18 protein-coding genes are annotated in these 20,357 nt (G+C 59.6%); 17 read left to right on the top strand and 1 reads right to left on the bottom strand.

The window, feature by feature from the left end:
- The first annotated feature begins 365 nt into the window (after window positions 1-365).
- The 11 genes from waaF (at window position 366) to KBP52_RS16095 (ending at window position 12,117) form a co-directional block, all read left to right on the top strand.
- The gene (gene waaF, locus KBP52_RS16145; RefSeq protein WP_077570511.1) at window positions 366-1,400 is read left to right on the top strand and encodes a lipopolysaccharide heptosyltransferase II; all 1,035 of its coding nucleotides are present in this window, start codon (window positions 366-368) and stop codon (window positions 1,398-1,400) included.
- Between the two features lies 1 nt (window position 1,401).
- Entirely contained in the window at window positions 1,402-2,463 is a 1,062-nt protein-coding gene (gene waaC, locus KBP52_RS16140; RefSeq protein ID WP_212620540.1) for a lipopolysaccharide heptosyltransferase I, read from the top strand.
- Window positions 2,463-3,584: a glycosyltransferase family 4 protein gene (locus KBP52_RS16135; RefSeq protein ID WP_212620539.1), complete on the top strand. Its 1,122-nt coding sequence runs from the start codon at window positions 2,463-2,465 to the stop codon at window positions 3,582-3,584. Before waaC ends, KBP52_RS16135 begins: the two co-directional genes overlap by 1 nt.
- Window positions 3,584-4,390: a lipopolysaccharide core heptose(I) kinase RfaP gene (gene rfaP, locus KBP52_RS16130; RefSeq protein WP_212620538.1), complete on the top strand. Its 807-nt coding sequence runs from the start codon at window positions 3,584-3,586 to the stop codon at window positions 4,388-4,390. The genes KBP52_RS16135 and rfaP overlap by 1 nt, the downstream gene beginning before the upstream one ends.
- Window positions 4,390-5,124 (top strand): lipopolysaccharide kinase InaA family protein, encoded by a 735-nt coding sequence (locus KBP52_RS16125; protein WP_116032047.1) that lies wholly within the window; start codon window positions 4,390-4,392, stop codon window positions 5,122-5,124. Before rfaP ends, KBP52_RS16125 begins: the two co-directional genes overlap by 1 nt.
- Window positions 5,121-5,873: a lipopolysaccharide kinase InaA family protein gene (locus KBP52_RS16120; RefSeq protein WP_123593020.1), complete on the top strand. Its 753-nt coding sequence runs from the start codon at window positions 5,121-5,123 to the stop codon at window positions 5,871-5,873. The genes KBP52_RS16125 and KBP52_RS16120 overlap by 4 nt, the downstream gene beginning before the upstream one ends.
- Complete coding sequence (locus KBP52_RS16115) at window positions 5,873-7,324, top strand: lipopolysaccharide kinase InaA family protein (RefSeq protein WP_212620537.1); 1,452 nt, start codon at window positions 5,873-5,875, stop codon at window positions 7,322-7,324. Before KBP52_RS16120 ends, KBP52_RS16115 begins: the two co-directional genes overlap by 1 nt.
- Window positions 7,325-7,439: 115 nt before the next feature.
- Window positions 7,440-7,775, top strand: a complete 336-nt coding sequence (locus tag KBP52_RS16110; protein ID WP_077570527.1) for a YceK/YidQ family lipoprotein — start codon at window positions 7,440-7,442, stop codon at window positions 7,773-7,775.
- A gap of 171 nt (window positions 7,776-7,946) precedes the next feature.
- Window positions 7,947-9,701, top strand: coding sequence for a carbamoyltransferase (locus KBP52_RS16105; protein ID WP_077570529.1), 1,755 nt, complete (start codon window positions 7,947-7,949; stop codon window positions 9,699-9,701).
- A complete protein-coding gene (locus KBP52_RS16100; protein WP_212620536.1) occupies window positions 9,694-10,602 on the top strand; it encodes a glycosyltransferase family A protein in 909 nt (302 codons plus the stop codon). Before KBP52_RS16105 ends, KBP52_RS16100 begins: the two co-directional genes overlap by 8 nt.
- Before the next feature lie 138 nt (window positions 10,603-10,740).
- Window positions 10,741-12,117, top strand: a complete 1,377-nt coding sequence (locus KBP52_RS16095) for a hypothetical protein (RefSeq protein WP_249122288.1) — start codon at window positions 10,741-10,743, stop codon at window positions 12,115-12,117.
- A 3-nt stretch (window positions 12,118-12,120) separates the two neighbouring features.
- Here the strand turns inward: KBP52_RS16095 and KBP52_RS16090 are convergent, their stop codons facing one another.
- Complete coding sequence (locus KBP52_RS16090; RefSeq protein ID WP_077570535.1) at window positions 12,121-12,774, bottom strand: toluene tolerance protein; 654 nt, start codon at window positions 12,772-12,774, stop codon at window positions 12,121-12,123.
- A gap of 125 nt (window positions 12,775-12,899) precedes the next feature.
- Between KBP52_RS16090 and msbA the strand changes: the two genes are divergently transcribed.
- The 6 genes from msbA (at window position 12,900) to KBP52_RS16060 (ending at window position 20,320) form a co-directional block, all read left to right on the top strand.
- A complete protein-coding gene (gene msbA / locus KBP52_RS16085; protein ID WP_077570537.1) occupies window positions 12,900-14,726 on the top strand; it encodes a lipid A export permease/ATP-binding protein MsbA in 1,827 nt (608 codons plus the stop codon).
- Entirely contained in the window at window positions 14,720-15,616 is an 897-nt protein-coding gene (locus KBP52_RS16080; RefSeq protein ID WP_116032040.1) for a GNAT family N-acetyltransferase, read from the top strand. Before msbA ends, KBP52_RS16080 begins: the two co-directional genes overlap by 7 nt.
- A gap of 4 nt (window positions 15,617-15,620) precedes the next feature.
- Window positions 15,621-17,021, top strand: coding sequence for a PIG-L family deacetylase (locus KBP52_RS16075; protein WP_212620535.1), 1,401 nt, complete (start codon window positions 15,621-15,623; stop codon window positions 17,019-17,021).
- Window positions 17,022-17,085: 64 nt separating this feature from the next.
- On the top strand, window positions 17,086-18,507 hold the full coding sequence (gene hldE / locus KBP52_RS16070) for a bifunctional D-glycero-beta-D-manno-heptose-7-phosphate kinase/D-glycero-beta-D-manno-heptose 1-phosphate adenylyltransferase HldE (protein ID WP_212620534.1): 1,422 nt from the start codon (window positions 17,086-17,088) through the stop codon (window positions 18,505-18,507).
- Window positions 18,508-18,637: 130 nt separating this feature from the next.
- Window positions 18,638-19,612 (top strand): glycosyltransferase, encoded by a 975-nt coding sequence (locus KBP52_RS16065; protein WP_077570545.1) that lies wholly within the window; start codon window positions 18,638-18,640, stop codon window positions 19,610-19,612.
- The gene (locus tag KBP52_RS16060) at window positions 19,613-20,320 is read left to right on the top strand and encodes a hypothetical protein (RefSeq protein WP_077570548.1); all 708 of its coding nucleotides are present in this window, start codon (window positions 19,613-19,615) and stop codon (window positions 20,318-20,320) included. It begins immediately after the preceding gene.
- The last annotated feature ends 37 nt before the right edge of the window (window positions 20,321-20,357 follow it).

Below are 20,357 nucleotides of genomic sequence, written 5' to 3'. Positions count from 1 at the left end.
GTTGAATGTGCCGGCCCCTTCGCGAGCAGGCTCGCTCCCACAGTGATCTGTGGTGAGTCGCAGATGTTGGAGTGAATGCAAAACCTGTAGGAGCGAGCCTGCTCGCGATAGCGGAGTATCAGACGACAACAATGTTGAATGTAACGACCCCATCGCGAGCAGGCTCACTCCTACAATGGATCTGTGGTGAGTCGCAGATATGTGAACAGATGCAAAACAATGTGGTAGCGAGCCTGCTCGCGATAGCGGAGTGACAGTCGACAGTCATGTTGAAGGTAATGACCCATCGCCAGCAATGCCGCTCCCTCAGTGATTATCGAGGCGGGGAGGCGTAATTGCCTCCCCGGTTCGTTTATGGAAACCACATGAATATTCTGATCGTTGGGCCCAGTTGGGTCGGTGACATGGTGATGGCGCAGACACTGTTTCAGTGTCTCAAACAGCGCCACCCGCAATGCGAAATCGACGTGCTGGCCCCAGAGTGGAGCCGGCCGATCCTTGAGCGCATGCCCGAAGTACGCAAGGCTTTGAGCTTCCCGCTCGGCCACGGCGCGCTGGAATTGGCGACGCGTCGGCGCATCGGCAAATCCCTGCGCGGCCAGTACGATCAGGCGATCCTGCTGCCCAACTCGCTGAAGTCGGCGCTGGTGCCGTTTTTTGCCGGCATCCCGAAGCGCACCGGCTGGCGCGGCGAATTCCGCTACGGCTTGCTCAATGATGTGCGCACTCTCGACAAAGAACGTTATCCGCTGATGATCGAGCGTTTCATGGCTTTGGCCTACGAAGCGAACGCCGAGCTGCCGAAACCGTATCCACGTCCGAGCCTGCAAATCGACCCGGTGACCCGCGAAGCGGCGCTGGCCAAATTTGCTCTGACCCTCGATCGTCCGGTGTTGGCCCTGTGCCCCGGCGCCGAGTTCGGCGAGTCCAAGCGCTGGCCGTCCGAGCATTACGCCAAAGTCGCCGAGGCGCGCATTCGCGAAGGCTGGCAGGTGTGGCTGTTCGGCTCGAAAAACGATCACGCCGTCGGCGAAGATATACGCGCACGTTTGATCCCGGGCCTGCGTGAAGAATCGGTCAACCTCAGTGGCGGCACCTCGCTGGCCGAGGCCATCGACTTGATGTCCTGCGCTGACGCGGTGGTCTCCAACGATTCCGGTCTGATGCACGTTGCCGCCGCGCTGAACCGGCCACTGGTCGCCGTCTACGGCTCGACCTCGCCGGGTTTCACTCCGCCGCTGGCCGAGCACGTTGAAGTCGTCCGTCTGGGCCTCGATTGCAGCCCGTGCTTCGACCGTACCTGCCGCTTCGGCCATTACAACTGCCTGCGCCAGCTGATGCCGGACGCGGTCAACGATGCCTTGCAGAAGTTGCAGGGCTCTGTGGTCGAGGTTCATTAAGTTGCGGGTACTGCTGATCAAGACTTCATCGCTGGGCGACGTGATTCATGCGTTGCCGGCGCTGACCGACGCCGCCCGGGCCATCCCCGGGATCAAGTTCGACTGGGTTGTGGAAGAAGGCTTCGCCGAGATCCCGACCTGGCACCCGGCCGTTGGAAAAGTGATTCCGGTGGCGATCCGCCGCTGGCGCAAAAACATCTGGAAAACCATCACCAGCGGCGAATGGAAACGCTTCAAGCAAAGCGTGCGCGCGAACAAATACGATTTGGTGATAGACGCCCAAGGCCTGCTGAAAAGCGCCTGGCTGACCCGTTACGTCAAAGCGCCGGTGGCCGGTCTCGACAAAGGTTCGGCCCGTGAGCCGATGGCTTCGCGTTTCTATGATCGCAAACTGGCTGTCGCCCGTGGTCAGCACGCCGTCGAGCGCGTGCGGCAGTTATTCGCCATCGCCCTCGGTTATGACCTGCCCAAAGGCCTTGGCGATTACGGTCTGAACGTCGAGCGTCTGGTCGAGCTGCCGCGCAGAAACGCCTTTGTGGTGTTCCTGCACGGCACCACGTGGGACACCAAACACTGGCCTGAAAGTTACTGGCGCGAACTGACTGAACGCGTCGGTTATCTCGGCGTCGGTGTGAAACTGCCGTGGGGCAACCCGCAGGAAAAGGCCCGCGCCGAACGCATCGCCGCGGGTTTCAAACACGCCGAAGTGCTGCCGAAACTGAATCTGGCCGGCGTCGGCAAAGTTCTCGCCGGAGCGCAGGCTTGCGTGGCGGTGGACACCGGTCTCGGCCACTTGGCCGCGGCGCTGGATGTGCCGACCATTTCGCTGTTCGGCCCGACCAATCCGGGCCTGACCGGCGCCTACGGCAAATTGCAGATTCACCTGGCCAGCGATTTCCCGTGCGCGCCGTGCCTGCAAAAGAAATGTACCTATCAACCGACCGCGCAGGATGCCCGTCAGTTTGACCTGAAGCGTGAACAGCCATTGTGCTTCACGCGTCTGAACCCCGAGCGTGTCGCCAGCCGACTGAGCACGTTGTTAATGGCTGAGGAGCTGCGCTGATGCAATTGGCATTCGTCCTGTACAAATATTTCCCGTTCGGCGGTTTGCAGCGCGATTTCATGCGCATCGCCCTCGAATGCCAGAAGCGCGGGCATCAGATTCGCGTCTACACGCTGATCTGGGAAGGCGACGTGCCGCCCGGTTTTGAGGTGCTGGTGGCGCCGGTCAAGGCATTCTTCAACCATCGTCGCAATGAAAAACTCAGTGCGTGGATGGAAGCGGATCTGGCCAAACGCCCAGTCGATCGCCTGATCGGTTTCAACAAGATGCCAGGGCTGGACGTCTATTACGCCGCCGACGGCTGCTTCGAAGACAAGGCGCAAAACCTGCGTAACTCGCTGTACCGCCGCTGGGGCCGTTATCGTCACTTCGCCGAGTACGAGCGCGCGGTGTTCGCCAAAGACGCGAAGACCGAAGTGTTGATGATTTCCGAAGTGCAGCAACCGCTGTTCATCAAGCATTACGACACGCCACTTGAGCGTTTCCATCTGCTGCCGCCAGGCATCGCCCAGGATCGTCGCCGCCCGGCGGATGCCGATGAGATTCGCGCCGGTTTTCGCGCTGAATTCAACCTCAAGGACGACGAACTGCTGCTGGTGCAGATCGGTTCGGGCTTCAAAACCAAAGGCGTCGATCGCAGCCTGAAAGCGCTGGCCGCATTGCCCGCTGAACTGAGAAAGCGTACCCGGCTGTTTGTAATCGGCCAGGATGACCCCAAATTGTTCCAGATGCAGAGCGCCACTTTGGGTCTGGGCGATAACGTCACGTTCCTGAAAGGGCGCAGCGATATCCCGCGCTTCCTGCTCGGCGCCGATCTGTTGATCCACCCGGCCTACAACGAAAATACCGGCACGGTGTTGCTCGAAGCGCTGGTCGCCGGTTTGCCGGTGCTGGTCAGCGCGGTCTGCGGTTACGCCCATTACATCGCCGAGGCGGACGCCGGGCGAGTGCTGGACGAGCCGTTTGATCAGGCGCAGCTGACGCAATACCTGACTGAAATGTTGAATGATGACGCTGCACGCGCGGCCTGGAGCCGCAATGGTCTGGCCTTCGCCGAGACGGCCGACCTCTACAGCATGCCGCAGCACGCGGCCGATGTGATTCTGGCGGAGCACGCTTAATGAAGTTGATGCTGGCTGAACCGTTCAAAAGCCTTTGGGCCGGGCGCGATCCGTTCGCCGAGGTCGAAGGCTTGCAGGGCGAGGTATACCGCGAGCTGGAAGCACGCCGGACACTGCGCACGGAAGTCGACGGCAACGGGTTTTTCGTCAAGATCCACCGTGGCATCGGCTGGGGCGAAATCTTCAAGAACCTGCTGACCGCCAAGCTGCCGGTACTCGGCGCGGGTCAAGAGTGGAAAGCCATCCAGCGTCTGCAGGAAGTCGGCGTGCCGACCATGACTGCCGTTGCGTACGGCGAGAAAGGCAGCAACCCGGCAGATCAGCACTCGTTCATCGTCACCGAAGAACTGGCGCCGACCATCAGCCTGGAAGACTTCAGCATCGACTGGATCAAGCAGCCGCCCGAGCCCAAGCTCAAGCGCGCGCTGATCGCCGAAGTCGCACGCATGACCGGCATGATGCACCGCGCCGGTGTCAATCACCGCGACTGCTACATCTGCCACTTCCTGCTGCACACCGATAAACCGGTGACGCCGGAAGATTTCAAACTCTCGGTGATCGACCTGCACCGTGCCCAGACCCGCGCGAAGATCACTCAGCGCTGGCGCAACAAGGATCTGGCGGCGCTGTATTTCTCCGCGCTGGACATCGGCCTGACCCGCCGCGACAAGCTGCGCTTTCTCAAGGGCTATTTCCAGCAGCCGCTGCGCCAGATCCTGGCGGAAGAAGCGCCGCTGCTGAACTGGCTCGAAGGCAAAGCCAACAAGCTCTATGAACGTAAGCAGCGTTACGGGGATGCGCTCTGATGGCGGGTTGGACTCTCGAGCCGCAATACAGCGAGCTCGCCGAAGACTTCGGCAGCCTCGAAGCGGTATTTGCGTTGCAGGGCGAACGCCTGACCCGTGACCCGCTGTCGGAAGTGATTCGCGTGCAGCGCAACGGCGTCAACTATTACGTCAAGCGCTATGTCGGCGCCGGTAAAGGCTTGCGCCGCTACCTCGGCAAGCCGCGAGTGAAGATGGAGTGGCAGAACCTCAAGCGCTTTGCCAAGTGGGGCATTCCCACCGCTGAAGTGGTGGCCTGGGGCCTGGAACGACGCGGTGCGGCGTATGACCGTGGCGCGATGATCACCCGCGAACTGCCGCACACCGAAGACCTCTCGGCGCTCGCTGAGCGCAAGGATCCGAAACTCAAGGATCGCGCCTGGGTCGACGCTGTCAGTCGGCAACTGGCCGGTTATACCCGGACGATGCATGATCAGCGATTTACCCATAACGATCTGAAATGGCGCAACCTGTTGATCGATGACCAGGCGCGGATATTTCTGATCGATTGCCCCAACGGCGAGTTCTGGCGCGGCTTCTGGCTCAAGTATCGGATCACCAAGGATCTGGCCTGTCTCGATAAACTCGCCAAATACCACCTGTCCAATACCCAACGCCTGCGCTTTTATAAGCAATACCGCCAGTGCGATCGGCTTGATAGCGCTGACAAGAAACGGATCCGGCACGTGGTGAGATTTTTCGAGGGACGCGAATGACTGATTTTCTCGCCGCTGAAGACCGCGCACTGCTTGAGCGCCATGGTCTCGGCACTTTCGACGCATTGTGGGCTAAACAGCTTGAAGCTGTGGATGAACCCAATACCGCCCGTGGTGGCTGGAGTAGCGTCTTCCGTCTGGACCTGGAGGGGCAGGGGTATTACCTCAAGCGCCAGAGCAATTACCTGACGCGCACTTTGCACGCGCCTTTCGGCGAGCCCAGTTTTGCCCGTGAGTTTCGTAACATCAGCCGCTATCGCAAGCTCGGCATACCGGCGCTGCAAGCGGCGTTCTTCGGTGAGCGCAAAGTCGACGGCGAAGTCCGCGCGATCCTGCTGACCCGGGCGCTCGATGGCTGGAGCGATCTGGAATCGCTGTTGCAGCGTTGGGCGCAACTCAGTGCTGCACAGCATTCAGCCATCCTCAAGGCTTGTGGCTTGCTGGCTCGGCATCTGCACGGTGTGCGTCAGGTGCACGGCTGTTTCTACCCCAAGCATATTTTTCTGCGGGCCACCGGTGACGGATATCAGGCGCAATTGATCGACCTGGAAAAAACCCGTCCTTTATTGTTCGGCATGCGTGACCGGATCAAGGATCTGGAGCCGCTGCAACGCCGCGCGCCGGAATGGAACGAGGCGCAGCTGCGTGAATTGCTCGCGGCTTATCTCGACCAGCCAAGCGATAGCTCGCTGCTCGACAGCTGGCTCGCCCGGCTGACCGCGCGCCGCAGTCACAAGGAGACGCGCTGATGCAATTGTCCGAGCTGGCCGGTGTCGGGCGAACCCCGCAACTGCCGCTGACGGTGACTCTGGCCGATGCCGCTGGCAGTGCGGATCTGCAATTGCTCAGTCTGCTGCGAGTCCTGCCGGGGCAGCGTTACGTCGGCGCCGGTATCTGGCGCGGGCGTCCGGTGCTGGCCAAATTGCTGGTGGGCGGCAAGGCCGCGCGGCATTTTCAGCGTGAGCTGGAAGGCGTGCGCTTGCTGGCGGCGCAAGGTATGACGACACCGCTGCTGCTGGCCGATGGTTTGCAGAATGGCGAAGGTGGCTGGCTGCTGTTCGATTTCCTTGAAGGTGCCGAAAGCCTTGGTGATGCCTGGGCGAAAGTCGAGTCGCTGCCGGTACTGGCCGACGAGCAATCGGCGGTGTTGGCCGAGGCGCTGGGCGCCATTGCCCAGTTGCACGGCAAAGGGCTTTGGCAGGAAGACCTGCATCTGGACAATCTGCTGCGTCACGGCGGCCAGTTGTACTTGATTGATGGTGCCGGTATTTGTGCCGAGACCGCCGGTCAGCCGCTATCGCGGCAAAAAGTCCTGGAAAACCTCGGAGTGTTTTTCGCCCAGTTACCCAAGGCGCTCGAGCCGTACACTGAAGAATTGCTGGTGTATTACCTGTTGAGCAACAGCGAGCACGCGCTGCCGCTGGAAGCCTTGCAGAAGCAGATCGACAAAGTGCGCCGCTGGCGTTTGAAAGACTTTCTGATCAAGGTCGGTCGCGAATGCACGCTGTTCAGCGTGCAGCGTGGAGCGTTCGGACTGCGCGCGATTCGTCGCGAAGAAGAACCGGCCATGCTGCCGGTGCTTGCGCAGGCCGATGCGTTGCTTGATCAGGGGCATCTGTACAAGACCGGTGGTGCGGCGAGCGTCGGCAAGGTTCAGGCCGGTGCGCGTACGCTGGTGATCAAGCGCTACAACATCAAGGGCTTTGCCCATTGGCTCAAGCGTTTCTGGCGCCCGAGTCGCGCCTGGCATTCATGGCGCGAAGGCAATCGCCTGGCGTTTCTCGGTATCGCCACACCGAAACCGCTGGCGGTACTGGAGAAACGCTTTTTCTGGCTGCGCAGTCGGGCGTATCTGGTGACCGAGTACCTCCCCGGGCCGGACATCATCGAGCGTTTTGCGCCGTACGTTGAGAACGGTGACGCACCAGAAATGGAGCTGCAGGCGCTGGACCGATTGTTCGCGCGCTTGATTGACGAGCGCATCAGCCATGGCGACTTCAAGGGCCACAATCTGTTCTGGCAGCAGGATCGCTGGGCGCTGATCGATCTGGATTCGATGTGCCAGCATGGGTCTGTGGGCGGTTTTGCCCCGGCCTATGCCCGTGACCGTGCGCGATTCATGCGTAACTGGCCGGAAAGCAGCGCGTTGTATCAGGTTATTGATCAGCGTTTGCCGAAAGACATTTCCAGCGCGGCCTGAATAAAACTCCGGAGGACAAGATTTAGCGACTTGTCCTACGGCTTCTACAGAAACCGTGAACTGTGCCCTGTCCAGTCCCGATGCTAATTTGCCCAACGACCTTGGAGGGCGAATCTTGACCATCAAACAGGCTGCAACGCTGGGTATATTTTCATGGGTTCTGGCTGGCTGCGGCAGCGCCATGACCGTCTTGCAAGACGATGCCGACGTCGCTCGGGACATGCGCAAACAAAAAACCTACTGCCAATCCATTCCGCGTATTTACAGCGGTCTGGCCTTCGACTTCTGCGTGTTGAACGCGCCTCCCGATCCCAGCGGATTTCTTGTACCGTTCGTGCTGCTGGATCTGCCATTGTCCGGTGTATTCGATACAGTGGCGTTGCCCTATACGGTTTATCGTCAGGTCACCGACGGTAATCTTGGTATTTACTGGCGCAAGGGCGGTTATTGAGTCGTAGGGCCAGGTTTCTTCAAACCATTCACCCTGGGGCAATCGCGCAGGGTAATTCCCCACTCGTTTACGCTATAATCCCGCCCTTTAGCTGTCACTCGCCCTGTGCGAGGGCACATCAATATTCAAGGCGCATCGCGCCTGCACGCAGACTAAAGAGGCTAGACCCCTGTGGCATTGACGATTCTTGGCCTGTCCGGCGCCCTTAGCCATGACCCTTCAGCAGCCTTGTACATCGACGGCAAGCTGGTGGCGGCGGCTGAAGAAGAGCGTTTCGTACGTGATAAGCATGCAAAGAACCGCATGCCCTACGAATCGGCGAAGTTCTGTCTTGAACAGGCCGGCATCAAGCCGTCCGATGTTGACGTGGTTGCGATTCCATTTGCCCCGATCAGCCTGTTCGGCAAGGCGCGCTGGCACTACGCCAAGCGTTACTGGTACGCGCCGGATCGTGCCCTCGATGCGATCCTGATGGGCAACCGTCGCTACAAGCGCTATCGCAACAAGATCGTCTGGTGCCTTGAGCAACTGGGTTTCGATCCGAAAAAAATCAAGATCGAGCCGGTCGAACACCACTTGGCTCACGCCTCCAGCGCTTACCACTGCTCCGGTTTCAAAGAAAAAACCGCGATCCTCGGTATCGACGGCAAAGGTGAGTACGCCACGACCTTTTTCGGCTACGGCGAAAACGGCAAGATCCACAAGATCAAGGAATTCTTCGATCCTGACTCGCTCGGCGGCCTGTACGGCGCGATCACCGAGTTCCTCGGTTTCGAGATGCTCGACGGTGAGTTCAAGGTCATGGGCATGGCGCCGTACGGCGATGCCAGCAAGTACGATTTCTCGCGTCTGGCCTCGTTCGAGAACGGCGAACTGGTGATCAACACCGACTACGCCAACGTCATCGGCCTGCGTCGCTACAAAGAGAAGGGCAAAGGCTTCTACTTCTCGCCCAAGCTGATCGAGTGGCTGGGGCCGAAGCGCGAAGGCGACATCGCTGACGAACCGTACATTCACTACGCCGCGAGCATGCAAGCGCTGTTCGAGAAACTGGCGTTGCAGATGATCGACCACTACCTGGGCGATGTGCTCAAGGAAACCGGCAAGCTGGCATTCGCCGGTGGCTGTGCGTTGAACGTCAAACTGAACCAGAAAATCATCGCCCGCGACGACATCAAAGAGCTGTTCGTGCAGCCTGCGTCCGGCGATGCCGGCACTGCGGTCGGCGCCGCTGCCTACGTGTCTCACGCTCGTGGCGTACCGGTCGAGAAGATGGAACATGTCTACCTCGGCCCGTCGTACAGCAACGAAGACGTCATCGCCGCGTGCGCCCGTCACGAGAGCAAGCCGACCTGGCGCAAGCTCGACAACATGCCGGAGCAGATCGCCAAGATCATGGTCGATGGCAACCCGGTGGCCTGGTTCCAGGGGCGCATGGAATTCGGTCCGCGTGCATTGGGTGGTCGTTCGATCATCGGTTGCCCGAGCGTGGCCGGTGTGGCTGACCGGATCAATCACCAGATCAAGTTCCGCGAGCGCTGGAGGCCTTTCTGCCCGTCGATGCTCGACACCGTTGCGCCACAGATGATCAAGATCGATCACCCGGCGCCGTTCATGACCTTCACCTTCGAAGTGGCGGAAGAGTGGAAGACCCGCGTGCCGGAAGTTGTCCATGAAGATGGCACCTCTCGCGCCCAGGTGCTCAAGCGCGAATACAACCCGCGCTACTACGACATGATGAAGGCGCTGGAAAATCTGACCGGTAATGGTGTATCGCTGAACACCTCGCTTAACCGTCGTGGCGAACCGATGATCTGCTCGCCGACCGACGCGTTGAACATGTTTTTCGGTTCGGACCTGGAATACCTGATCATGGAAGATATTCTGGTCGTAAAAGAGGGTGTAAAAGGATACGAACTTGACTGAAACACTGATCAGCGTCGTCATTCCGGTTTACAACTATGCGCGAACCCTGCCACGAGCAGTGGAGTCGGTATTGGCGCAACTGGATGAGGCGACGGCGGATCTGCTGGTCATCGACGACGGGTCGACGGACGATACGCCAGAGGTAGTGGAACAGCTCCTGCTCAAGCATGGCGGGCGTTTTCGCGCACTGCGAAAAAGCAACGGCGGTTTGTCTTCGGTACGCAATCGTGGCCTTGAAGAAACAACCGGGCAGTATCTGGTGTTCCTCGACTCTGACGACGAAATGGCCCCCGGTGCATTGGCTGAGCTTTCACAGCACATTGCGAGTCATCCGCAAAGCCTGATGGTGATCGGCGCGCACTGGTCGGTTTTCGCTGACGGGCGACGCAGCTTGCAGGCGGCCAGGCCTTTGCCTGTGACCCCTCGCCAGCGCCTGCAGGGTTACCTGCTGAACAAGACGGTGTCGATTTCAAACGGTGCCTGCGCAATGCATCGCGATGTGTTCGTTTTGGGTAATTACCCGGAACATTTGCGTAATGTCGAAGACCTGCCGGTGTTTGCTCAAGTGCTGGCGCGTTACCCTTGCAGCGTTCTGGACAAGCCTTTGGCGTTGATCTACAAGCATGCCGATAGCATGCGCCATGATTTACGCCAAAGTCTTGCCGCCGGTACGGAGCAGGTCGTCAGCGAAGTTTTCTCCGCACGACGCATGCCCGAGGAAATGGGGGATCTGCGTCAGGCGTTCCTGGCGCAGCGCTGTCTATCGTTGTTTCGCGACTGTTATTCCCATGGTGAGTACAAGCTGGCCAAGTCGTTCTATTTTCAGGCCTTGCGTGCTGACTGGCGTACGTTTTCACGCTGGTCATATACCCGCAAGGCTTTGCGGTTGCTGTTTCGGTAAGCGGGTCGCGGCGACGTGCGCGGACCTTGTAACGGATGTCGGTGAGGTGGCTGGGTGAAAGGTACGGGCGGTAGCGTGGCAACTCGAGTCTCCAGAATCATCGACGAATACCCGGTCTGGCTGGCGTTTTTGGGCAGTGTGCTGCTATCGCTGATAGCGGTATTGGGCACCGCGACAGTGGGGCGTGATGCCGCGCTGTACATTGATATTGCGCAACAGGTCACCGAGCACGGGCCCAATGTGGCCTGGGCTGCTTTCGACTGGCCCTGGTTTTCCTTTCTGCTTGCCGGTACGCATACCGTCCTGCATTTGCCGCTCGAACTGAGCGCCTATCTTTGGTGCGCGCTCTTTCTGGCCGGCACCAGCGCGCTGATGGTGGACTGCGTTCGCCAGCGATCTGCGCAGATCACCCGTTGGGCGTGTCTGGTGGTATTGGCCATGCCGGCGGTGAATGCCTTTCGAAATGACATCATCCGTGAATGCGGTTTCTGGTTCTTCTGCACACTGACGCTCTGGCTCGCGCTGCGCTGGCAGGCTCGGGGTGGCTGGCTGCGGGCGGCATTCATTCACCTGGCCATCGTCGCGGCAGCCTTGTTCCGGCTGGAAGCCTTGCTGTTGGTGCCGGCGTTAGCCCTGTGGCAGTTGCCCAATCTGTGGTCGTCGACCCGACGGATACAATTCTTCCAGTTTTCCCTGCTACCGATTTTGGGGCTGCTGGCCGTTTCGGTCTCAGGCGTGCTCATGTCGGCGCGCGTGATGCTGTATCTGGACATGATTGCGCCGCACAGTGTGTTTGCCTCCTTTCAGATGCTCTGTGATCAGTTTGCCAGCACGCTTGTCAACAAGTACTCCCAGGATGAAGCCGGGCGGATCATTTTCTTTGGCATCCTGGGGACCATGGCCATCAGTTTCGTGAAGTTGATGGGACCATTCGTCGTTCCCTTCTTCCTGCGGCGCAACTGGGGGGTTCTGGGTATCTACTGGCGCGACTATCGTCCTTTTGCCTGGGCGGCGTTGCTGTATCTGGTGGTGCTGGTGCTGTTTTTCATCAAGCAGCAGTTCATGAACGCGCGCTATCTGAGCTTTCTGAATCTGTTATTTGTGCCCGTGCTGGCGATGGGGCTGGCGGCGTTCGTTCGCGAGTTTCCGCGTTGGGGCCGGTGGCTGGTGATTCTGGGGCTGTTGGTGATGCTGTCGAACGTCATTTCCACCGGGGCCGGCAAAACGCATTACATCGAGGCAGGCCGCTGGTTATCCACCCATGTCGAGCCAGGAGCGAACACCTATTTCGAGGATGGGCGGATCAGCTATTACGCCGGTCGCGGCTACGTGATGCCGGTACTGACCGCAGAGGAAGCGATGTCGGCTGCCCACGCTGACGACTATCAGTATTTCCTCATCGAGGCCAAAGGCGACGAGCCGTGGCTGAGTGATTGGTTGGCGGCGCACAAGTTGCGCATCATTGAACATTTCGCCAATCGCAAAGGTGCCACCGTAGTGGTCATCGGCCCCTGAGGATTAACCGAGCAGCGGACGCAGGCGTGAGATCAGCGGCGCTTGTCGATTGCTCGGCAAGGCCTGCCGGTAACCTTCGATAAACGCGTCGCCGGCGTCATCGCCGAGCAGCCATTGGCGGTCTTCCTTGTAGCGCAGCAAGTGCGCGAAGTTGCGCAGGCGTTTGCTGTCGCTGAGCGCGCGCTTCTGGCAGCGCAGGTCGGCGATATCGATCAGGCCCAAATGGCTGTCCGGGGTGAGCACGACATTGCCGAAGTGCAGCGATCGAAAGTACACACCTTTTTCGTGCAGCAGTGCGAAGTACCCGCCCAGCTGGAATCGCAGTGAGTCAGCCTCTTCGCCAGTGCTTTGTAACTGACGCACCGTATTGCCTTGCAGCGGGCTGTAATACACGCAGTCACGTTCGATGCTCGGGATGCGATACACCGCGATCACTTTCGGGCAGAGAATGCCGCGTTGTTCGAGTGCCCGGGTGTTGTCGGCAAAGCGTTGTGCATAGGGGTAGAACAGCGCCGAACTGAGCAGCCGCTTGCGGCGGAACAGTTTGAGCATGCGTCCATCGGCCAATCTGAGCACCTTGTCGCCGGAACCGTCGGCCTCCAATACGTGTGCACCTTTGCGCAGTGCCTCGTAAGTGCTGTGATCAATCGCTTGCATGTCCGGCTCCCCATCATTAGCGGGGTATCTTAACCGACTTGGTCGAAGGCTGGCTTGAAGTCATGTTTATCGGGGCAAAAACGCGTGTGATATCATCGCCGCCTCACTGAATTGCGCGGATCACCATGAGCAGTCCTGAACCGAAAGCCCAGTCCACGCTGGCGATCTATTTCCGCCTTTTGGCTTACGTGCGGCCTTACGCCGGCCTTTTCCTTCTCAGCATCGTCGGGTTTCTGATCTTCGCATCGACTCAACCGATGCTCGCCTACATCCTCAAATACTTTGTCGACGGTCTGGCCAATCCTGAAGCCAGTCTGTTTCCGGGCAACCCGTATCTGGGCAAGCTGCAGTTGCTCGAGTCCGTGCCGCTGATGATTGTGTTCATCGCGCTGTGGCAGGGGGTGGGCTCGTACCTGGGCAACTTCTTCCTGGCGCGGGTTTCTCTGGGCCTGGTGCATGACCTGCGGGTGGTGCTGTTCAACAAATTGCTGGAGTTGCCCAATCGCTTCTTCGACAAGAACAATTCCGGTCACCTGATTTCCCGGATCACCTTCAACGTGACGATGGTCACCGGTGCGGCAACCGATGCGATCAAAGTCGTCATCCGTGAAGGCATGACCGTGATTTTCCTGTTCTGCACGCTGTTGTGGATGAACTGGAAGCTCACTCTGGTGATGGTCGCCATCCTGCCGTTGATCGGTTTGATGGTGAACAGCACCAGCAAGAAATTCCGCAAGCAGAGCAAGAAGATCCAGGTCTCGATGGGTAACGTCACGCACGTCGCGTCCGAGACCATTCATGGCTACCGCGTTGTGCGCAGCTTCGGCGGCGAGCAGTACGAAAAGGATCGCTTTCGTGATGCCAGCCAGAGCAACACCGACAAGCAGTTGACGATGACCAAGACCGGCGCCGTTTATACGCCGATGTTGCAACTGGTGACGTACAGCGCCATGGCCGTGGTGATGTTCCTCGTACTGTACCTTCGCGGCGACGCATCGCCGGGCGATCTGGTGGCCTACATCACCATGGCCGGTCTGTTGCCTAAACCGATTCGTCAATTGTCGGAAGTCAGTTCGACTATCCAGAAGGGCGTCGCCGGTGCCGAAAGTATTTTCGAGCAACTGGATGAGCCGGCGGAAGTGGATCAGGGTACGGTCGAGCAGGATCGTCTCGAAGGCCGTCTGGAAGTGCGTAACCTCAGCTTCCACTATCCCGATACCGAAAAACCGGTACTCAACGACATCAGCTTCGTCGTCGAGCCGGGGCAAATGGTCGCTTTGGTGGGGCGTTCGGGCAGTGGCAAATCGACCCTGGCCAGCCTGATTCCGCGCTTTTACCAGCATGATCATGCCCAGGGCCAGATCCTGCTTGATGGCGTGCAGGTGCAGGATTTCACCCTGCGCAGCCTGCGTCGGCAGATTGCTCTGGTGACCCAGCAGGTCACGCTGTTCAACGATACGGTGACCAACAACATCGCTTACGGCGATCTGGCCGGCGCACCGTTCGATGAAGTAAAGCGCGCGGCTACAGAGGCCTATGCCGACGAATTCATCATCAAGATGCCGCAAGGCTATGAAACCATGGTTGGCGAAAACGGCGTGCTGCTGTCCGGTGGCCAGCGCCAGCGCATCGCCATCGCGCGAGCACTGCTCAAGGATGCGCCGCTGCTGATTCTCGACGAGGCCACTTCTGCGCTTGATACCGAGTCGGAGCGGCATATCCAGGCCGCGCTGGATCATGTGGTGAAAAACCGCACGACCCTGGTGATCGCCCACCGTTTGAGCACCATCGAGAAAGCCGACCTGATTCTGGTCATGGATGAAGGGCGCATCGTTGAACGCGGCTCTCACGCGCAATTGCTCGAGCAAAACGGCTATTACGCCCGTCTGCATGCCAAAGAGTTTGAAGAGGGTGACGAGCCACAACCGGCGCACGTGACCAACGTATGCTGAAAATGTTTCGCAGCTTTCGCGAGCGTGGCTGGACTGAAATCGATCGCGACAGCTACGCCCAGGCCTGGCAGCATTTCGGCGGCAGCTTTGCCACGCATCCCGAAGTCGTCGAGCGCTTGTCGACATTTCTAGGCATCGAATTGCGTTACCTGGGCTGGATCGTTGGCGGTGAGGTGCTGGCCGCCATCCCCTGCTGGGGCCGGCATGTCGCCTTGTCCAAGGAAGTGCTCAAGCGCGAGGGCAAGCGTGGCTTGCTGGACATGGGCAATGCAGAAATCATTCTGCCGATCGCGCCAGATATCAGCGTGCCGGTGCGCCAGCGCATGGCTTATGTATCGCAGCTCAATGCCGAGCAGATCAGCACGTTGAAGCCGCAGCCTGAGGGTTTGGCCCTGGCCCGGTTGCCGGAAGAATATTCGAAGAAGTTTCGCTACAACCAGCGTCGCGAACAGCGCCTGCTGGAAGAGGCGGGCGGATCGCTGGTGCCGATGTCCGACTTTACCCCGCAGGAACAGGCTGCCGCTTATGGCGATTTGTTCCAGCGTCGCTGGGGCTTCGAGGTGCCGGGCAAGGCCGGGCTGGTTGAAGTCTTTACCTTGCTGCGCGAATTCATGACCGGTTCCGTGGCGATGCTCGATTCGGCGCCCGTGGCCATTCAGGTGCTGTACCGCGTCGAGGCCCCGCAATGGGTTTCGCTGGAATACATCAACGGTGGCGTTGACCCGCAGAGTCGCGAGTTCAGTCCCGGCAGTGTGCTGAGTTTCGTCAACACCCAAGAGGCCTGGGCGCACGCGCAAGCGCTGGGCAAGCCTTTGCGTTATTCATTCGGTCGCGCCGACCGTGAATACAAGGATCGCTGGTGCCACACGGTGCCGGTCTACAAGGTCTGATTTCATGAGCGCTCGCAAGCAACAGCTTCTCAAGGCCCATCGGCGCAACAAGCGTCTGTTCCTGATTGCCTTTCTGGTGGGGTTGTTGCTGATCGGATGGCTGGTTGCGTGGTGGCTGGTGCCGTTGTTGCTGGCGCTGGCCTGGGTCGCACACGAGGCCTGGTTTGCCGACCATTTGTTCTACCGGCCTGCTGACGACTATCACTATGACTTTCCGGCGCAAACCGCGCGGCAGGCCGTGAGCCTTGAGGGCGGCGTGGTGCGCCTGAGCGAGCCGCTGGCGCAGGGCGAGACGCTGGTGCTCGAGCTGAAAGTGAAATCCACATGGCTGGGGCGCTGGCTCGATCCCTGCGTTGAGGTGGGTGATGATCGCCAGGACTTCGAGCGTGGCGTCAAAGGGCGGCGTTTCCTTAATCTGTCCGGTCAGGCCGATGCGCTGGCGCAAGGGACTCTGGCGCTGCGTGGCCGATATTGCGTACCCGCTGCGACGGGCGTGTTGTGGGTCATGGCCAATCCTGAGTATTCCCGCCAGCGGGTGATGGTCATTGCGCCCCATGCCGATGATGCGGAACTTGCTGCATTCGGCCTGTACAGCCGATGCGAAGACGTCAGTATTGTCACCCTGACCCAGGGCGAGATCGAAGCTGAAGACTTTCAGCGTCTGGGCCTTGATCAAGCAGCCGCCGCACGTTTGAAGGGTCGTTTGCGCAGTTGGGACAGTCTGGTGATCCCGCTGTGGGGGGGCGTGCCTGCCGATCGCTGTGTGCAATTGGGTTATTACTGCCTGCAACTGCCCTCGATGGCCGAAGCGCCTGCGAAGGCGTTCGGCTCCCGTGAGTCGCAGGAAAACGATGTGCGCAGCGTGCGCCGGCACAATCCGTTGACCCTGCCCGCCGACATCGATGGGCAGCCGACCTGGCAAAATCTGCTGGGCGACCTGAAGGCCCTGCTTGAGCACTATCGTCCAGAAGTGGTGGTGACGCCCCATCCTGAACTCGATCCTCACAGTGATCATGTAGCGTCTACCCAAGCGCTGCTTCAGGCTATCGCGCTGAGTAGCTGGAAACCGGCCACCCTGCTGATGTACGCCAATCACCTGCACGACAACGATCGCTGGCCGATGGGGCCTGCCGGTGCGGGGATTGCGCTGCCGCCAGCCATCGAACCGTTGCCGGCTGACCGGCTATGGAGCCCGCTGTTGTCAGCGGATGTGCAACTGGACAAAGCCATGGCCCTGGCCATGGAGCACGATCTGCAGGGGGGGCAGGCGTTCAAGCGGCAATTGCGCCGCTGGATCCAGCAAGGTCTGGCGGGTCGCCGCTGGCCTGACACAGGCAGTAACGAGTTTTTCCGCAAAGCGGTCCGGCGTCACGAATTGTTCTGGGTACGCGACCTTTCAGATTGAGGCGGACGGCGCTTTACCCTGTGTTAATATCGCGCCCCTGTTCATTTTGTATGTGGGTTGCTCCATGAAGTTGTCCATGCCGCGTTTCGATCAAGCCCCGGTCTTGGTAGTCGGCGATGTCATGCTCGACCGTTACTGGCATGGCGGAACCTCACGGATTTCCCCTGAGGCGCCGGTGCCGGTCGTTAAGGTCGAGCAGATCGAAGACCGTCCGGGTGGCGCCGCGAACGTTGCCTTGAACATTGCCGCGCTGGGTGCGCCGGCGTCGCTGGTCGGTGTGACCGGCGACGACGAAGCCGCCGACAGCCTGAGCAACAGTCTCAAAGGCGCGGGCGTACGCGCTCTGTTCCAGCGCATTGCGCACCAGCCAACCATCGTCAAGCTGCGGGTCATGAGCCGGCACCAGCAACTGCTGCGTATCGACTTTGAAGAACCGTTCGCCACCGACGCGCTGGCCCTTGGCTCGCAGGTCGTTGATCTGCTCGAAGGCATCAAGGTGCTGGTACTTTCCGACTACGGCAAAGGTGCCCTGAAAAACCATCAGGCGCTGATCCAGGCCGCCCGCGCGAAGAACATCCCGGTGCTGGCCGACCCGAAGGGCAAGGATTTCTCGATCTATCGTGGCGCCAGCCTGATTACCCCGAACCTCAGCGAATTCGAAGCCATCGTCGGCGGTTGTGTCGACGAGCATGAGCTGGTGAGCAAGGGCGCCGCCCTGATGCACGACCTCGAACTCGGCGCGCTGCTGGTAACGCGCGGCGAGCATGGCATGACCCTGTTGCGTCCGGATCAGCCGGCGCTGCACCTGCCGGCGCGTGCCCGCGAAGTGTTCGATGTCACTGGTGCCGGTGACACGGTGATTTCTACCCTGGCCGCAGCGATTGCTGCCGGTGAAGACCTGCCTCACGCCGTTGCGCTGGCCAATCTGGCCGCCGGCATCGTGGTTGGCAAACTCGGTACTGCCGCCATCAGTGCTCCGGAACTGCGTCGCGCCATCCAGCGTGAAGAAGGTTCCGAGCGTGGTGTGCTGGGTCTTGAGCAGTTGCTGCTCGCCGTGGCCGATGCCCGCGCGCACAACGAAAGGATCGTTTTCACCAACGGCTGCTTCGACATCCTGCATGCCGGGCATGTCACCTATCTGGAGCAGGCACGAGCACAGGGCGATCGTCTGATTGTCGCGGTCAACGATGATGCTTCGGTCAGCCGCCTCAAAGGCCCGGGCCGTCCGATCAACAGCGTTGATCGACGCATGGCGGTTCTCGCCGGCCTCGGCGCGGTGGACTGGGTGATCAGTTTCCCTGAAGGCACCCCGGAAAACCTGCTGCGCGAGGTCAAACCGGACGTGCTGGTCAAGGGTGGCGATTACGGCATCGAACAGGTGGTCGGCGCCGATATCGTCAGCGCTTACGGCGGTACCGTGAAGGTCTTGGGACTTGTGGAAAACAGCTCGACAACTGCGATTGTCGAGAAGATCCGCAGTCGTTGATCAGATGAATTTTTACCGTTGTGTACTGCGTGTGAACGGATTTTGCCTTGGGGATTTTACCGTTTCCGTTGATGTAGGCAGCTTTGAATCCGATGCGCTTGCCTGCCTACGTCGCGTGGTCAATTAACTTATGAAAGTCATGCTCCTGGTGATGGACGAGCAGCGGGTCATTCTCGACCGGCTCTACGACATCGTGCAGCAGAACTGTGATGAATGTTTCATCTATCGTTTGAGCAAACAGCAGCAGTTGAATCTGGGGTCGTTTCTGGCCTCGGTCGATTACCAGACCTTTGATCGCGTGGTGATTTTCTCCCGGGTCAAGCGTCTGGCCACGCAACTGCAGGTGCTCAAGTGCATTCCCGGGCTGGTGTTTCTCGAGCACGATGCCTACCAGAACTACATGCCGGCGAGTAAATATCGGGGCGTGTATTCACGGCTCTATCGTCGTCTGCCAAGTTGTCGGGCGCTGGTGTCCGGTGCCGTGGTCGCACGCAAGATGCTCGCCGAAGGCATCGACACGGTGTTCGTTTCCAAAGGCTATGACGAGCAGATGCTGCACAACACCGGCGTTGAGCGGGACATTCCGATCGGCTTTCTTGGCAGCCTGAAAAGCACCGAGTATGCCGAGCGCAAAGCCATGCTCGAGTCGCTCTCCAAGCGCACCGGTATGCTGGTGACCCGCACCAAGTCGGGTGAGGAGTACCTGCAGACGCTCAATCGCATCAGGATTTTCGTCAGTGCCGACATCGGCATGAACGAGTTCATGATCAAGAACTATGAGGCCATGGCCTGCGGCTGTGTGCTGCTGGCCTGGAGTCAGGGCGAAGAAGACCGCTTGCTCGGTTTTGAAGACATGCACAACACCGTGTTCTACCGCAGCGAAGAAGAAGCGGTGGAAAAAATCAAGCTGCTGCAAAGCGATCCGGAACTGGCAGAGCGCATTGCCCGCAACGGCCAGGAGTTCGCGCAAAGCCGCTATTCCTTCGCCCGTGTCGGTCAGGCACTGGCCACGGAAATCCAGCGTGAGATGCGCCCATGGCAGCCGCCTTCGGCGTTCACAAAGTTCTGGGTGAAACTGCGTTACGGGATGAAGGTGCCAGCCTGAATGAAGGATCATCAATCGTCGCAACCCGGCGAACACATGGCGCTGGATGCGCTGCCCGGTGGTGACCAGTCCGTTCTGGGGGCTTTGCCCACAGAATTTCTCGACTGTCTGAGCCGCGCGCCCCGGGTCGTTTTGATTGCCAACAATCCGGCGATCACGGCGGCAGATTTTCAGGCGCTGAACATTGGCGTCGATGACGTCGTCGTCAGCTTCAATACCTGCATCAAGGCAGCGCTGCTCAACCAGCACAGTGTCAATGTCTTCGTGCATGGCTACAACGCGCCCGACGCGTATTTTTTTGGTCTGCCTTACGCACCGCCGGTACAGCGGATGTTCGAACAAGCGAGCGAGCGCTGTTTCAGCATGCTGGTGGGCTGCGCCGCACCGATGTGTCCACTGCCACGTGTGGCCATGTACTGGGATCGCATTCCACTGCCGCCGCTGTGGAACTACCCGGTCGATCGGCCGGGCGGCAAGCGCTATGTCGGCCCTTCCACCGGCTTCAACACGCTGGTGCTGTTCGACTGGTTGCGCGGTCACGCCGGTTATAGCTATCAGCTCATGACCCTCGGGTTTTCCAACGAAGCAGGAAAGCTGTGGGGTGGCCATGCGTGGGATTACGAGCGCGACTGGCTGCAGAAGTCGGACATCATCGTGGTGCCATTGCAGCCCCGGCGCTGGTGGCAAAAGCTGTTTCGGCAAAAGTAAGTCATGTCGTGAATCCGGTTGCCAGCAGGCCCGATCT

Origin of the sequence: Pseudomonas sp. SCA2728.1_7 (assembly GCF_018138145.1) — a bacterium.
In the GTDB taxonomy this organism is placed as follows: Bacteria; Pseudomonadota; Gammaproteobacteria; order Pseudomonadales; family Pseudomonadaceae; genus Aquipseudomonas; species Aquipseudomonas koreensis_A.
This window is presented reverse-complemented; position numbering and strand designations above follow the sequence as displayed.

What these genes read in the sequence shown, in the direction of transcription:
- KBP52_RS16075 (WP_212620535.1), top strand. Translation starts at nt 15,621, where the DNA reads ATGAGCGCTCGCAAGCAACAGCTTCTCAAGGCCCATCGGCGCAACAAG.
- KBP52_RS16080 (WP_116032040.1), top strand. Translation starts at nt 14,720, where the DNA reads ATGCTGAAAATGTTTCGCAGCTTTCGCGAGCGTGGCTGGACTGAAATC.
- KBP52_RS16135 (WP_212620539.1), top strand. Translation starts at nt 2,463, where the DNA reads ATGCAATTGGCATTCGTCCTGTACAAATATTTCCCGTTCGGCGGTTTG.
- msbA (WP_077570537.1), top strand. Translation starts at nt 12,900, where the DNA reads ATGAGCAGTCCTGAACCGAAAGCCCAGTCCACGCTGGCGATCTATTTC.
- KBP52_RS16115 (WP_212620537.1), top strand. Translation starts at nt 5,873, where the DNA reads ATGCAATTGTCCGAGCTGGCCGGTGTCGGGCGAACCCCGCAACTGCCG.
- KBP52_RS16090 (WP_077570535.1), bottom strand. Translation starts at nt 12,774, where the DNA reads ATGCAAGCGATTGATCACAGCACTTACGAGGCACTGCGCAAAGGTGCA.
- KBP52_RS16060 (WP_077570548.1), top strand. Translation starts at nt 19,613, where the DNA reads ATGAAGGATCATCAATCGTCGCAACCCGGCGAACACATGGCGCTGGAT.
- KBP52_RS16120 (WP_123593020.1), top strand. Translation starts at nt 5,121, where the DNA reads ATGACTGATTTTCTCGCCGCTGAAGACCGCGCACTGCTTGAGCGCCAT.
- rfaP (WP_212620538.1), top strand. Translation starts at nt 3,584, where the DNA reads ATGAAGTTGATGCTGGCTGAACCGTTCAAAAGCCTTTGGGCCGGGCGC.
- KBP52_RS16125 (WP_116032047.1), top strand. Translation starts at nt 4,390, where the DNA reads ATGGCGGGTTGGACTCTCGAGCCGCAATACAGCGAGCTCGCCGAAGAC.
- hldE (WP_212620534.1), top strand. Translation starts at nt 17,086, where the DNA reads ATGAAGTTGTCCATGCCGCGTTTCGATCAAGCCCCGGTCTTGGTAGTC.
- waaF (WP_077570511.1), top strand. Translation starts at nt 366, where the DNA reads ATGAATATTCTGATCGTTGGGCCCAGTTGGGTCGGTGACATGGTGATG.
- KBP52_RS16065 (WP_077570545.1), top strand. Translation starts at nt 18,638, where the DNA reads ATGAAAGTCATGCTCCTGGTGATGGACGAGCAGCGGGTCATTCTCGAC.